The 14,019-nt window shown below is 63.3% G+C and carries 12 protein-coding genes; 6 read left to right on the plus strand and 6 right to left on the minus strand.

Annotated features, from left to right (window positions below):
- Positions 1-40: 40 nt before the first annotated feature.
- Complete coding sequence (locus tag O987_RS27425) at positions 41-691, minus strand: TetR/AcrR family transcriptional regulator (RefSeq protein WP_268746935.1); 651 nt, start codon at positions 689-691, stop codon at positions 41-43.
- A gap of 110 nt (positions 692-801) precedes the next feature.
- Here O987_RS27425 and O987_RS27430 point away from each other — a divergent pair, with 110 nt between their 5' ends.
- The 5 genes from O987_RS27430 to O987_RS29320 all read left to right on the plus strand — a co-directional run bounded on the left by O987_RS27430 (position 802) and on the right by O987_RS29320 (position 6,565).
- Positions 802-2,046, plus strand: coding sequence for a branched-chain amino acid ABC transporter substrate-binding protein (locus O987_RS27430; protein ID WP_043375953.1), 1,245 nt, complete (start codon positions 802-804; stop codon positions 2,044-2,046).
- Between the two features lie 103 nt (positions 2,047-2,149).
- Positions 2,150-3,799, plus strand: a complete 1,650-nt coding sequence (locus tag O987_RS27435) for an acyl-CoA dehydrogenase family protein (RefSeq protein WP_003060029.1) — start codon at positions 2,150-2,152, stop codon at positions 3,797-3,799.
- A gap of 14 nt (positions 3,800-3,813) precedes the next feature.
- Complete coding sequence (locus O987_RS27440) at positions 3,814-5,355, plus strand: class I adenylate-forming enzyme family protein (protein WP_080731624.1); 1,542 nt, start codon at positions 3,814-3,816, stop codon at positions 5,353-5,355.
- A 155-nt stretch (positions 5,356-5,510) separates the two neighbouring features.
- The gene (locus O987_RS27445; RefSeq protein ID WP_019042633.1) at positions 5,511-6,278 is read left to right on the plus strand and encodes a tyrosine-protein phosphatase; all 768 of its coding nucleotides are present in this window, start codon (positions 5,511-5,513) and stop codon (positions 6,276-6,278) included.
- A 113-nt stretch (positions 6,279-6,391) separates the two neighbouring features.
- Positions 6,392-6,565 (plus strand): hypothetical protein, encoded by a 174-nt coding sequence (locus O987_RS29320; protein ID WP_003060024.1) that lies wholly within the window; start codon positions 6,392-6,394, stop codon positions 6,563-6,565.
- Between the two features lie 69 nt (positions 6,566-6,634).
- Here O987_RS29320 and O987_RS27450 read toward each other — a convergent pair whose 3' ends face one another.
- Positions 6,635-8,944: an NADP-dependent malic enzyme gene (locus tag O987_RS27450; RefSeq protein WP_003060022.1), complete on the minus strand. Its 2,310-nt coding sequence runs from the start codon at positions 8,942-8,944 to the stop codon at positions 6,635-6,637.
- A gap of 281 nt (positions 8,945-9,225) precedes the next feature.
- Between O987_RS27450 and mnmE the strand changes: the two genes are divergently transcribed.
- Positions 9,226-10,653, plus strand: a complete 1,428-nt coding sequence (gene mnmE, locus O987_RS27455) for a tRNA uridine-5-carboxymethylaminomethyl(34) synthesis GTPase MnmE (protein WP_043375955.1) — start codon at positions 9,226-9,228, stop codon at positions 10,651-10,653.
- An 88-nt stretch (positions 10,654-10,741) separates the two neighbouring features.
- Here mnmE and yidC read toward each other — a convergent pair whose 3' ends face one another.
- The 4 genes from yidC to rpmH form a co-directional block, all read right to left on the minus strand.
- Complete coding sequence (gene yidC / locus O987_RS27460; RefSeq protein ID WP_019042631.1) at positions 10,742-12,454, minus strand: membrane protein insertase YidC; 1,713 nt, start codon at positions 12,452-12,454, stop codon at positions 10,742-10,744.
- Positions 12,451-12,750: a membrane protein insertion efficiency factor YidD gene (gene yidD / locus O987_RS27465; protein ID WP_003060017.1), complete on the minus strand. Its 300-nt coding sequence runs from the start codon at positions 12,748-12,750 to the stop codon at positions 12,451-12,453. The genes yidC and yidD overlap by 4 nt, the downstream gene beginning before the upstream one ends.
- A complete protein-coding gene (locus O987_RS27470; protein WP_043375957.1) occupies positions 12,747-13,304 on the minus strand; it encodes a ribonuclease P protein component in 558 nt (185 codons plus the stop codon). Before O987_RS27470 ends, yidD begins: the two co-directional genes overlap by 4 nt.
- A gap of 64 nt (positions 13,305-13,368) precedes the next feature.
- A complete protein-coding gene (gene rpmH, locus O987_RS27475; protein WP_003060014.1) occupies positions 13,369-13,503 on the minus strand; it encodes a 50S ribosomal protein L34 in 135 nt (44 codons plus the stop codon).
- Between the last annotated feature and the right edge of the window lie 516 nt (positions 13,504-14,019).

Raw genomic sequence — 14,019 nt, forward strand, 5'->3', positions numbered from 1 at the left:
CAGAGACCGCCACGGCTTGCCGCTGGCGGTCTTTTTCATTTCAGGCAGCGCAGCGCAAGGCGTTCAGATAGCCGGATATGGCCGTGTTGGCGCGCTGGCGCAGCAGATCCAGATCCGGGACGCTGTCCGTGGCCAGATAGCTGTGGTTGAGCAGACCGTACAGAATGCACTGGCTCACCCGTGCTGCATCGCGCACCGGGTAGTCCGGGGGCAGGTCGGCTGCCTGCTCTATGGCAGCGGCCCAGGCGTCCACAAAGCGCTCGAACATCTTCCGGTAGGCCTGCGAAGTGGAGTAGTGACGCTCCAGCAGATAGTGGGCCCCCCATTCATCTGCCCGCTCACGATGCGCCTGCAGCTGTGACTCGACCACTGCCTCGGCAATCTGCATCAGCGGCTGGCCCGCATGGCTGCTGGTCACGCCGCGAATGCCCAGCAGCAGTGACTTGGAGCGCAGATGCAGGCACACCTTGGCCAGGTCTTCCTTGCCCGAAAAATATTCGTAGAAACTGCCCAGCCCGGTGCCCGCCACCAGGACGATCTCGCGCACGGTGATTTGCGCGTAGCTGCGCTCAAGCAAAAGCCGAACAAAGGCGTCCTGCAAGGCTTGAAACGTATGCCGTGCACGAGACTGCAAAGGGCGGCGACGCCCTGCTGTCGCGGAGGAAGGGGTGTGTGGTTTCCTGCTGGCCAAATCCGAACACCTTTTTTGCACGGGTTTCTAGAATTTTCCACAGAGACCTCGATGCCGATGTGCACGGTAACCCGGTGGATAGGAAATTCTCATCGAAGACGGAGACAAGCATGCCCCCTCTCACTCCCATCTGCCTGGCGGCAGTGGCACTGGTCTGCATTTCGGCGGCTCACGCACAGCCTGCCACGGTAGTGAAGATTGCCTCGCTGGATGCCATGAGCGGCCCCATGGCGGGGCTGGGCCTGAATGTGCTCAAGAGCTTCCAGTACAGCGCCAAGCTTGCCAACGAGCAAGGCTGGGCGGGGGCCGTAAGGTTCGAGATCGTGCCCTTTGACAACCGCCTTTCCGCACAGGAGGCGCTGAGCCAGCTCAACTCCATCATCGGACAGAACATCCACTATGTGGTGCAGGGCGCCAGCTCCTCGGCCGTGGGCCTGGCGCTGCAGGAGGCCATCGAAAAGCACAACAGCCGCAACCCCGGCAAGGAAATCATCTATCTGAACTATGCGGCCCAGGCGCCGCAGATGACCAACGCCAAGTGCAGCTACTGGCATTTCCGCACCGATGCAAATTCGGACATGAAGGTGGCCGCGCTGACCTCCTACCTGGCCGGGCAAAAGCAGGTCAAGCAGGTCTTTCTGCTCAACCCCAACTATGCCTACGGCCAGGAAGTCTCGCGTGCCGCACGCAGCATGCTGGAGGCCAAGCGCCCCGACCTGAAGATCGTGGGCGATGACTTCCACCCTCTCGGGCAGGTCAAGGATTACTCGCCCTATATCGCCAAGATCAAGCAATCCGGAGCCGATGCCGTCATCACTGCGGACTTCGGCGCCGACCTGGCGCTGATCGTGCGGGCCGCGCGCGAAGCGGGTCTGGACACGGACTTCTACACCCTCAACGGCAACAACTTCGGCGTGCCCAGCGCCATGGGGGCAGCAGGACAGGGGCGGGTCAAGCTGGTTTCGGCCTTCAGCCCCAACTCCCAGCCTCTGGTCGGCGATTCGCTGCTGCCGGGCTTCAAGCGCCAGTTCAACGAGGACTTCATCAACGGCCTGGGCCACAACGCCCTGCTGATGCTGGCCCAGGGCATACGCGAGGCCAAGTCCGTGGAACCTGCCGCGGTGGCGGCCAGGATGTCGGGCATGCGCTTCGACGGCATCAACGGCCCCGTGGAAATGCGCAAGAGCGATCACCAGGCCCAGCAACCCATCCATGTACTGAGCTGGGAACAGGTGGACGGCAGGGCCGTGGTGCATGACCAGGAAGGCACAGGCCTGGGATGGAAACCCGTCAGCACGGTTTCTGCCCGGGCGGCCGCCCTGGACACCAGCTGCAAGATGAGGCGGCCCTCCTGACTCCGCCTTCTGGCGGGCCCTTCCCGCCTGCCGGACATCTCGTAGAAATCACAAAGCCCTGCGCCCTGCTGCAGGCAGGGTCACATAGAAAGGAAGAGACACCATGACCGGCATTCATCCTCATAACCAGGCCCCGGAGCTCAAGGACTACAACGTCTTCACCAGTGACCCGGTGCTGCAGCGTGCCGTGGCACGCGGCGGCGCGCAATGGCGCGAGCCGGAGCTGCAACGCCAGGGTGCGGAATATGGCGCCGAAGCCACGCTGCGCGCTGCCGAAGACGCCAACCATTTCGAGCCCGAGTTGCACACGCATTCCCCGACAGGCGACCGTATCGACCAGGTGCGCTTTCACCCCGCATGGCATCAAATGATGACGATTGCCCGGCGCAACGGCATCTGCAACCTGCCCTTCACCGACGCGCGGCAGACGGCCTGGCCGGCCTATGGCGCATCGCTGTTCATGCACAGCCAGATCGAGTCCGGCTCGGGCTGCCCGACCACCATGACCAAGGCCAGCATTCCGCTGGTGCGTCTCAACCCCCAGCTCCATGCGGTGCTGGGGCCGCTGCTTGCGTCCACCGATTACGACGCGCGTGACATCCCCGCCGAGGGCAAGCGTTCCATCACCGTGGGCATGGGCATGACGGAGCGCCAGGGCGGCAGCGATGTGCGCAGCAACACCACGCGTGCCGTGGCCCTGAACCCATCGGGCAGCCTCGGCCCCTGGGGCGAGGAATATCTGATCACCGGCCACAAATGGTTCTTCTCGGCCCCCATGTGCGATGGGCATCTGGTGCTGGCCAAGACCGAGGAGCGCGGTCCCACCTGCTTTTTCGTGCCACGCTGGCGACCCGACGGCCGCAAGAACGCCATCCATATCCAGCGCCTCAAGGACAAGGTGGGCAACCGCTCCAACAGCAGCAGCGAAGTGGAGTTCGACAACGCCTGGGGCGTACTCATAGGCCAGGAAGGCCGGGGTATATCCACCATCATCGAAATGGCTACCTACACCCGTCTGGACTGCGCGCTGACCAGTGCGGGCTTTATGCGTCAGGCCCTGGTGCAGGCCCTGCACTACACGCGCAACCGCCATGCCTTCGGCCTGCCACTGGCCGAGCAGCCGGTGATGACCGGCCTGCTGGCCGATATGGCATTGGAATCCGAAGCCGCCACCTGGCTGGCCATGGATCTGGCCGCACGCTTTGGCTCCGAAGACCCGCTGGATCAGGCCTGGCGCCGCATCGTCACGCCTGCAGCCAAGTTCTGGAACTGCAAGCGCGCCGTGGGCTATACCGGCGAAGCCATGGAAGTCTTCGGCGGCAACGGCTATGTGGAGACCGGCCCCATGGGGCGCTTGTTCCGCGAGGCCCCCGTCAACTCCATCTGGGAAGGTTCGGGCAACGTCATGTGCCTGGATGTGCTGCGCGCCATTGCCCGCAACCCCGACGACGCCCATCTGCTGCTGGACCATCTGCAGCAAGCGGGTGCAGAGGAAGCCGTGCTGCGCACGCAGGTGGACAAGCTGCGCCAGGCCATCATGCTGGCGCCTCAGGATCTGGAGCGCGAAGCGCGCCGCTTCACCCAGCGCCTGGCCATCACGGTGCAGGCCACGCTGATGCTGCAGCATGCAAGCAGCGACAGCGCTGCGGCCTTTCTCGGCAGTCGCTTCGACCCGGACTGGGGCCCGGTGGCCGGTGTTGCCTGCGGCAGCAGCGACCCGGCCGCCCTGCTGCGCAATGCCTGGACTGGTTGAGGAGGACGCCAGCCATGATGAATTTCATTTCCCTGCTCGACCAGCAGGCACGTACGCGCCCCGAAAAACTGGCGCTGCGCGCTGACGGCCAGGACTGGAGCTATGCCGCACTGGCCGAGGCCAGCCGCCGCGCCGCCACCGTGCTGCAGGCGCAAGGCCTGCGCCAGGGCGACAGGGTCGGCCTGCTGTGCTTGAACACCCCGGGCTTTGTGTTCGCGCTATTCGGCGCCTGGCGGCTGGGTGCCGCCGTCGTGCCCATCAACCACAAGCTGCAGGCCCCGGAAGTCGCCTACATACTGCGCCACTGCGGCTCACGGCTGTGCATCGTGGATGGAACGCGCGCAGCGTTGATCGCAGCGGTCCAGGCCGAACTGCAGCCGGCGGCAGAACTGCGGTGGCTGAGCACGGCTTCTGCCGCCGAAGGCCTGGGCTTCTTCGATGAGTTGCTGGCGCAGGCCCCCCCCTGCGGCGACCAGCATGGCCATCCGGCACCGGACGCGCTGGCCGAAATCCTCTATACCTCTGGCACCACGGGCCAGCCCAAGGGCTGCCTGCACAGCCATGCCAATGTCTTTCACGCAGCCCTGTGCACGGCCGCCGCCACCTCGCTGTCACCCATGGAGCGCACGCTGATCGCCATGCCGATCTGGCACTCGTCGCCGCTGAACAACTGGTTTTTGGGCACCTTGCTCATGGGCGGCACCGCCGTGCTGATGCGCGAATACGCTCCCAGGGAGTTTCTGCAGACGCTGGAGCGCGAGCGCATCAGCTTCACTTTCGGCGCGCCGATTGCCTTTCTGGCCCCGCTTGCCGTGGTGCCGGATGTGGCCAGCTACGACTTCAGCGCCATTCGCCTATGGACCTATGGCGGCGGCCCGCTGGGCGCGGAGATGGTTCGCAAGCTGGCCCAGGCCTATCGCAGCGACCGCTTCATGCAGGTCTATGGCATGACCGAATCCGGCCCGCTGGGCAGCATGCTCTATCCAGAAGAAGCCTTGACCAAACCAGGCTCCATCGGCCGCAGTGCCATACCCGGCGTGGAACTGGAACTGCGCCGCCAGGATGGCAGCCCGTGCGGCCCCGGCGAGGTGGGCGAGATCTGCCTGCGCTCCGCCGCCATGATGCAGGGCTATCTGAACAGCCCCGAGGCCACGGCCGCCGTGCTGGACGAGCAGGGCTGGTATCGCAGCGGCGATCTGGCGCGCAGGGACGAGGACGGCTATCTCTATATCGTGGACAGGCTCAAGGACATGATTGTTACGGGTGGCGAAAACGTCTATTCCAAGGAGGTGGAAGACGTGCTCTGCACCCACCCCGACGTGCAGGACGTTGCTGTCATCGGCCGGCCCCATCCCGAATGGGGCGAGACCGTGGTGGCCGTGCTGACCCTGAAGACCGGCAAGTTGCTGGACCAGGAGACCCTGCGCGAGTTCATGGCCCCGCAGCTGGCGCGCTACAAGATTCCGCGCCTCTTCGAGTTCCGTGACACACTGCCGCGCACCGCTACCGGCAAGCTGCTCAAGCATATGCTGCGGGGCAGTGCAAGCAGCCATTGAGCGCGAAGGCACTGTCGCAAGATGGCTCTCGGGCAGATTCGGCGCTGCAAGTCCTGGCCATGCGGCGCTTTCCGTTCGGGCCGACGATCCTGGCACCGCGCCCGGGTAACACGGATGACATGGATGGGTCTTTGCAATCCGCTATAAGCATTGGTATGCAACTGAACCATGACCTGCTGACGGAGCGCCCCGCGCGCCAAGTCTCCCTTTCGGGAGCCTCCAACTTCCGTGATCTGGGCGGATATCAGGGCCTGGACGGCCGCCGCCTGCAATGGGGCAAGCTGTACCGCTCCGCGCATCTGGCGCACCTGACACAGCAAGACCTGGACCAGCTGCAAAAGCTGGGCATACACCGCAGCGCAGACTTTCGCGGCGAAGGCGAAAGTGCGCATCTCTCCTATGCCTGGCCTCTGATCGAGCGCCATGCCCTGGTGGTCGAGCCCACCGTGGTGCAGCGCGCCCAATCCCTGATGGAGCAGGGTCGCCACCTCAGCAGCCGCGATACCGAGGAGCTGATGCACGACACCTACCGCAGCTTTGTGAACGTGTACGGCAATCGCTTTGCGCAGTTCCTCGCACTGCTGCAGCTCAGCGATGCACCGCTGGTCTTTCACTGCACGGCCGGCAAGGACCGCACGGGCTGGGCTGCGGCCCTGCTGCTGACGGCGCTCGGCGTGGACGAGGAGCAGATCATGGAGGACTATCTGCTGACCAATCAGTACTTCGTACGCCCGACCCAGATGTATGGCCAGCTGTCCGAAGAGGCGCTGGATGCGCTGTGGCGCGTGCAGCCGTCCTATCTGATGGCCTCGGTCGACGTGGTGCGCGCCCAGCATGGCAGCGTGGACCGCTATCTGAGCCAGGTGCTGGGTGTGGATGGCACCGCGCGCGAGCGGCTGGCCGAGCTGTATCTGGAGACCTGATCAACTTTGATAGCTTTAAACGCTTACCCCGTTTAGGCTAAACCCATTTTCAGGCAAAACAAGCTGTTACGGCGGGGTATCTCCAGCCCGCTACCATGGGGCTACGAGCCGCAATGGATGCGGACAAGGAAATGCAGATGCGCAAATGGCTCTCCCTGGCCGCAGCAGCCGCCACGCTGGTGCTGACGGCCTGCTCCGGCACCATGCCGGCCTCCTCCAGTTCCAGCAGCTCCGGCGGCGTGGAAATCTTCGGCACGGTGGACGCAGGCGTCAGCCGTACCTGGTAAGCCCCGCCGCAAGGCACAAAAAAGCCCGCCGTGCTCCATGCACGGCGGGCTCTTGTTTTTGCCGCGCGCTTAACGGCTGACGTTGGCGTCGGCCACGGTCAACGCCGTCATGTTCACGATACGGCGCACCGTGGTGCTGGGCGTCAGCACATGCACGGGCTTGGCCGCACCCAGCAGCACCGGGCCCACGGCAATGCCGCCGCCGGCCGCCTGCTTGAGCAGGTTGTAGCTGATGTTGGCGGCGTCGATATTGGGCGAGACCAGCAGGTTGGCATCACCCAGCAGCGTGCTGTTGGGCATGAGCTTGGCGCGGGCCTTGCCGTCCAGAGCCACATCGCCGTGCATTTCGCCATCCACTTCCAGCCAGGGTGCCTGCTCGCGCAGCAGCTCCAGGGTCTGGCGCATCTTGACGGCGCTAGGCTGGTTGCTGGAGCCGAAGTTGGAGTGGCTCAGCAGCGCAGCCTTGGGCTTGATGCCGAAGCGCATCATTTCCTCGGCGGCCATGATGGTGATCTCGGCCAACTGCTCGGCCGTGGGGTCGTAGTTGACGTGGGTGTCGACCAGGAATACCTGGCGCTCGGGCAGCAGCAGACCGTTCATGCAGGCATAGGTGGTCACGCCGCTGCGCTTGCCGATGACCTGATCGATGTAGTTCAGGTGCACATTGGTGTTGTTCCAGGTGCCGCAGATCAGGCCGTCGACCTCGCCCTTGTGCAGCAGCATGGAGCCGATCAGCGTCAGGCGGCGGCGCATTTCGATCTTGGCGATGGGCGCGGTGATGCCCTTGCGCTCCGTCATGCGGTGATAGCTCTGCCAGAAGTCGCGGTAGCGCTCGTCATGCTCGACGTTGACCACGTCGTAGTCGGCGCCTTCCTTCATGCGCAGGCCGAACTTCTCGATGCGCTGGGCAATGATGGCGGGGCGGCCGATCAGCGTCGGGCGCGCAATGCGCTCGTCCACCACGATCTGGGCCGCGCGCAGGATGCGCTCTTCCTCGCCCTCGGCATAGGCCACGCGCTTCTTGGAGGCCTTCTTGGCGGCATGCACGATGGGCTTCATCATGGTGCCGGAGGCGTAGACGAAGGTCTTCAGATGCTCGCGGTAGGCATCCATGTCCTGGATGGGGCGCTTGGCCACGCCGGCTTCGGCCGCAGCCTGGGCCACGGCAGGCGCCACAACCAGCATCAGGCGCGGATCGAAGGGCTTGGGAATCAGGTACTCGGGGCCGAAGCTCAGCACCTCGCCCACATAGGCGGCTGCCACTTCCTCGGACTGCTCGGCCTGGGCCAGCGCGGCAATCGCGTGCACGCAGGCGATCTCCATCGAGGTGGTGATGGTGGTCGCGCCGCAGTCCAGCGCACCACGGAAGATATAGGGGAAGCACAGGACGTTGTTGACCTGGTTGGGGTAGTCCGTGCGGCCCGTGGCGATGATGGCGTCGTCGCGCACCGCCTTCACATCTTCGGGAATGATTTCCGGGTTGGGGTTGGCCAGCGCGAAGATGATGGGCCTGGCCGCCATCTTCCTGACCATGTCCTGCTTGAGCACATTGCCGGCAGACAGGCCCAGGAAGGCGTCAGCGCCCTCGATCACCTCGCCCAGCGTGCGCAGCTCGGTCTTCTGGGCAAACAGCGCCTTGTCCGGGTCCATCAGCTCGGTGCGGCCCTCGTAGACCACGCCGGCGATATCGGTCACGAACACGTTCTCGCGCTTCAGACCCACTTCCAGCAGCAGGTTCAGGCAGGCCAGCGCCGCGGCGCCGGCACCCGACGCCACCAGCTTGACCTCTTCGATCTTCTTGCCGGCAACCTTGAGCGCATTGACCATGGCCGCTGCCACGGTGATGGCCGTGCCGTGCTGGTCGTCGTGGAAGACGGGAATGTTCATGCGCTTGCGCAGCTCGCGCTCCACGAAGAAGCACTCGGGCGCCTTGATGTCTTCGAGATTGATGGCGCCGAAGGTGGGCTCCAGCGCAGCAATCACGTCGACCAGCTTTTGCGGGTCCTTCTCGTCGATTTCGATATCGAACACATCGACGCCGGCGAACTTCTTGAACAGCACGCCCTTGCCCTCCATCACGGGCTTGGAGGCCAGCGCGCCGATGTCGCCCAGGCCCAGCACCGCCGTGCCGTTGGAGATCACGCCCACCAGGTTGCCGCGGCTGGTGTATTTGAACGCCGCAGCCGGGTCCTTGACGATTTCCTCGCAGGGCGCAGCCACGCCGGGCGAGTAAGCCAGGGCCAGATCATGCTGATTGGCCATGGGCTTGGTTGCCGCGATGGCCACCTTGCCGGGCTTGGGGAACTCGTGATATTCCAGTGCCGCCTGACGCAGCAACGCACGTTTATCAATCGAGGTAATGGGCTTGGTGTCGGACATCAGCGGTCTCCAGCTCGCAAAGTAAGTCATCCGCAGTAAGGACTCTCTATGGGCACATTACCCGGCCCCTGTGTTCCTGCGGACGATGAAATCGGATTTTGGATTGTAGGCCGAGCGCTATCAAAAAAAGAGGGGTTGCAGCTCGGCGTTTAAGGTCAAACAGCCATGACTGTTCAATAACAATGCAAACGAAATCATAGCATTATGCAAATAATGCATGAAGCACAGAGATATGATTCTTGTTGACCTTTGTTTGCCTGCCTCTCTGAAAGCTTCTGCCCATGCTGCCCCGCCACAACGACCCGATTGCCGCCATTGCCACCGCCCCCGGGCGCGGAGCCGTTGGCATTGTGCGAGTCTCCGGCAAAGGTCTTGCAGCCCTGGTGCGAACGCTTTGCGGCAGGGAGCTGAAACCGCGCGAAGCGACTTATCTGCCCTTCAGGGATGCAGGCGGCTCGCCCATAGACCACGGCCTGGCCATCTACTTTCCCGGCCCCCACAGCTACACAGGCGAGGACGTGCTGGAGCTGCAGGCCCACGGCGGCCCCGTGGTGCTGCAGCTGCTGCTGGCGCGCTGCCTGGAGGCGGCCCAGAGTGGCAGCGAGGACGGCAGGCCGGTGCTGACAGGGCTGCGTCTGGCCCAGCCCGGCGAGTTCACCGAGCGCGCGTTTCTCAACGACAAGATCGACCTGGCCCAGGCCGAGGCGATTGCCGACCTCATCGATGCCAGCACCGAAGCCGCCGCGCGCAGTGCCAGCCGTTCGCTGTCTGGCGCGTTCTCGCAGGAAATCCATGTGCTGCGCGACGCCCTGGTGCATCTGCGCATGCTGGTGGAAGCCACGCTGGACTTTCCCGAGGAGGAAATCGACTTTCTGCAGAAGGCCGATGCCTTTGGCCAACTCGAGCGACTGCGCGCCCAGGTCACTGCCGTGCTGGCACGCGCCCATCAGGGCGCGCTGTTGCGGGAAGGCATCAAGGTGGTGATTGCCGGTCAGCCCAATGCGGGCAAGAGCTCGCTGCTCAACGCACTGGCGGGGGCCGAGCTGGCCATCGTCACCCCGATTGCCGGAACCACGCGCGACAAGGTGCAGCAGACGATCCAGATCGAGGGCGTGCCCCTGCATGTGATCGACACCGCAGGCCTGCGTGACAGCGATGACGAGGTGGAGCGTATCGGCATTGCCCGTGCCTGGGATGAGATTGCAGCAGCCGATGCCGTGCTCTTTCTGCACGATCTGACCCGCGTGGAACAGGCCGACTATGCGGCGGCCGATGCCGATATCGCCCGCACCCTGCAGGGCAGGCTGCCCGCTCAGGTGCCGGTCATCCATGTCTGGAACAAGACCGATATGGCGGCTGCCGATGTACAGGCCCGTCACACCGCCCAGCTGAATGCACAGCAGATCGCCTTGTCCGCCCGTACCGGCGACGGCCTGGACGCGCTGCGCAAGCGGCTGCTGGAAGTGGCGGGCTGGCAATCCGCGCCCGAGGGCCTGTACCTGGCCCGTGCCCGCCATGTGGAGGCCCTGCAGGCCGTGGATGTCCACCTGGAGATGGCCGACGCGCAGCTGGCGGCGCAATCCGCCCATCTGGATCTGCTGGCCGAGGAGCTGCGCCTGGCCCAGCTGTCGCTGAACTCGATCACCGGCGAATTCAGCTCCGACGACCTGCTGGGAGTGATCTTCTCCAGCTTCTGCATCGGCAAGTAAGGCAGCAGGCAGGCCGCCGCCTTGTTCGAGCGGGCATAAAAAAACGCCACCTTTTCAGGTGGCGTTCTTGTTGGCGCTGGCGCCGTGCTTACTTGCCTTCGGCAGCCTTGCCGAACTTGGGCAGGTTGAACTGGGGCGGCACGCCCATGCGCTTGTTGATGATCCACTGCTGAGCGATCGACAGAATGTTGTTCGTCAGCCAGTACAGCACCAGACCCGAGGGGAAGAAGAAGAACATCACGCTGAACATCAGCGGCATGATCCACATCATCTTGGCCTGCATGGGGTCAGGAGGAGCGGGGTTCAGGGCGGTCTGCAGCAGCGAGGACAGAGTCATCAGCAGCGGCAGGATGAAGAAGGGATCCGGCACCGAAAGGTCGTGAATCCAGCCGATCCAGGGCGCGTTGCGAATTTCCACGCTGGACTGCAGCACCCAGTACAGAGCCATGAAGACAGGGATCTGGATGATGATGGGCAGGCAGCCGCCCATGGGGTTGACCTTCTCCTCGCGGTAGATGCGCATCATCTCCTGCTGCATCTGCTGGGGCTTGTCCTTCAGACGCTCGCGCATTTCCTGAATGCGGGGGTTGATGGCCTTCATCTTGGCCATCGAGGAGTAGGCCTTGGCGTTGAGCCAGTAGAAGGCGATCTTCAGCAGCACCACCAGGGCCACGATGGACCAGCCCCAGTTGCCGATGAACTTGTGCAGCTCGGACAGCAGCCAGTACAGCGGCTTGGCCAGAATCGTCAGCCAGCCATAGTCCTTGACCAGTTCCAGACCGGGCGAGAGCTTTTCCAGCATGGGCTCGATCTGAGGGCCGGAGAACAGGCGCGAGCTCACGGTCTTGGTCTGGCCGGGTTCCACCGTGCCCACGGGCGTGATCATGCCCACGGCATAGAGGTTGTCGCCCACCTTGCGCACGAAGTTGTCGCGCTGGATGCCGTCGGCCAGCAGCCAGGCGCTGGCGAAGTAATGCTGCACCATGGCCACAAAGCCATTGGGAGAGGCCTTGTCGACCTCGGCCTTGCCGCTTTCGATGTCCTTGAACTCGACCTTGTGGTACTTCTTGGCGTCGGTATAGACGGCGGGACCGGTGAAGGTGGAATAGAAGCTGGACTCATGCTCGGGCTTGTTGCCGTCGCGCACCAGCTGCATGTACAGCTGGGGGTTCACGGCGGTCGAGCCGGTGTTGACCACATCGTGCTGCACATCGACGGCATAGGAGCCGCGCTTGAGCGTGAAGGTCTTGACCAGCTTCACGCCACCCTGGTCGGCGGACTCGAAGCGCACTTGCACGCTGTCCTGACCGTCCTTGAGCTCGCGCTCGCCGGGCATCACGGTCATGGGAGTCTTGTGCGTGGGGAAGTTGCCGCCGATCAGGCCGGTCTGTCCCAGGTAGACGCGCTTGGCGTTTTCCTCGAACACCTGCATGAGCTTCTTGTCATCCGCGGTGTCGGAGTACTTGAGCAGCTCGGAATGCTTGAGCGTGCCGCCTTCGCTGTCGAAGGTCAGACGCATGACATCGCTGCCCACAGTCACGTCCTGACGGGGCGTCACGGCCGCTGCGGGCTGGCCTGCGGCATTGGCAGCACCGGGCACATCGCCGGCAGAAGCGGCTGCGGCGGGCTGGGGAACGCTGACATCGGCAGGCTTGGCATCGGCCGCAGCAGGTGCACTGACCGTCTGCGGCGATGGGAAGAAGGTGGGCTTTTTGCCGTTATGGATTTGCCACTTGTCCCAGAGCAAAACCATGGAAAAGCCAAATATCACCCACAGTATGGTGCGGCGAATATCGTTCATGAAGACTTCTTAGGTGAGGAAGGTTGGGTGGTCGCGGAAGAATCCGAGGCATTGTCCAGAAAGGAAAACAGCCTGGGCTTTTGCTGTGGCACGGGATCATGCCCTCCGTCACACCACGGATGACAGCGCGCCAGCCGGCGCACCGTCAGATAAGAGCCTACCGCAGCGCCGTGTTGCTCCAGCGCTTGAAGGGAATAGGCCGAGCAGGTCGGCTCGAAGCGACAGGCCGACCCCAGCCAGGGACTGAGCAGCAGCCTGTAGCCACGCACCACAGCCATGAGCAGTCGCTGCATCATGGCTGGTTCTCCGGCTGATTAGCTATTGAATCAGTAGCTTCTTGCGTTTTTCCATCAAGGGCTTGAGGCGAATTTTCCTTCAACCCCACCTCCGCCGTGGTGGCCTGACGGGCCTGCGTCAGGCGGCGCGCCCCGGTCGCAAAAAGCTGTTGCAGTTCCTTGCGGACCGCTGCCTTGAGCTGGTCCGAGGTTGCACTGACGAATTGCTTACGGTCAAACCCCGAGCGCAGGCGCACCACATAGGAAGCACACAGCAGGGCGTCCTCGTACTCCGAGGACACCGCATAGATCTGGCGCTTGATGGTGTGGCGCGTGACCGAGCGCCGTGCCCAGCGTTTGGGCACCATGGCACCCAGCCAGGCCTGCTTGCGCACTGCACCAATGCCAAACAGGGCCTGCGGATCGATCGATCCGGGCCCTGTCCTGGGGTTGGCAACCATGTCTGCAACCTCGGCCACCAGCTCCATGCGGTGCAGGGCGAAGTGCGGGGTACGGGCAATGGTGCCCGCGGACATGGTGGCCTGGAATTGCGGACGCGTTTTCAGCCTTTGCATAGGAGAGCCTCCGTTCAGAGGCCTTCAGCGCAGCGAAGGAGCAGACCGCTAGCCAACGCCGGCCTTAGACGGCCAGACGCTTGCGGCCCTTGGCGCGACGTGCGTTGATCACGGCACGGCCACCCTTGGTCTTCATGCGGACCAGGAAACCGTGGGTACGGGCGCGGCGGATCTTGGAAGGTTGGTAAGTACGTTTCATGTTGGTTCCTTGAGAAGGTTCAGTATTTGCGTCGGCAAGGCGCCATGTTTGCGCCCGACCATTCCGGTTTTGCGCCGCACACTGTCACCGCCAAGCCCGATATTTTTTCACATGCCGAGCATGTCATCGGACCAGAAGGCAACAAACGGAACAAAGCACCCGCCACAGCGCCCGGGAACATGTTGTGCATGTTCTAAAGCAGCTGGGCGCGCGCGCACAAAAAAGGCGCCCGGCTCATATCACCCTGAACACATTCAGGGAAACCGGGGATTATCACAGCGTTGCGCCTTTGATGCAATGACCCTTGAATTTGCTATGGACTCATGAGGATACCGACAAGCCTGCGCAGAGGTCGGAGATTCTTTACAAGCCGCAGGCTGCCTAATCTATTAGGATGTGCAGCCTATAACGCACTGGAGCCGGGGACAGCCTTCTGATATTTTGTGGATAACTTCCGCAAAAGCTACAATACCAACCCCGCAACTGTTCCTCCTATCCACAATTAGACTTTTGACA

Source organism: Comamonas testosteroni TK102 (assembly GCF_000739375.1).
Lineage (GTDB): Bacteria > Pseudomonadota > Gammaproteobacteria > Burkholderiales > Burkholderiaceae_C > Comamonas > Comamonas brasiliensis.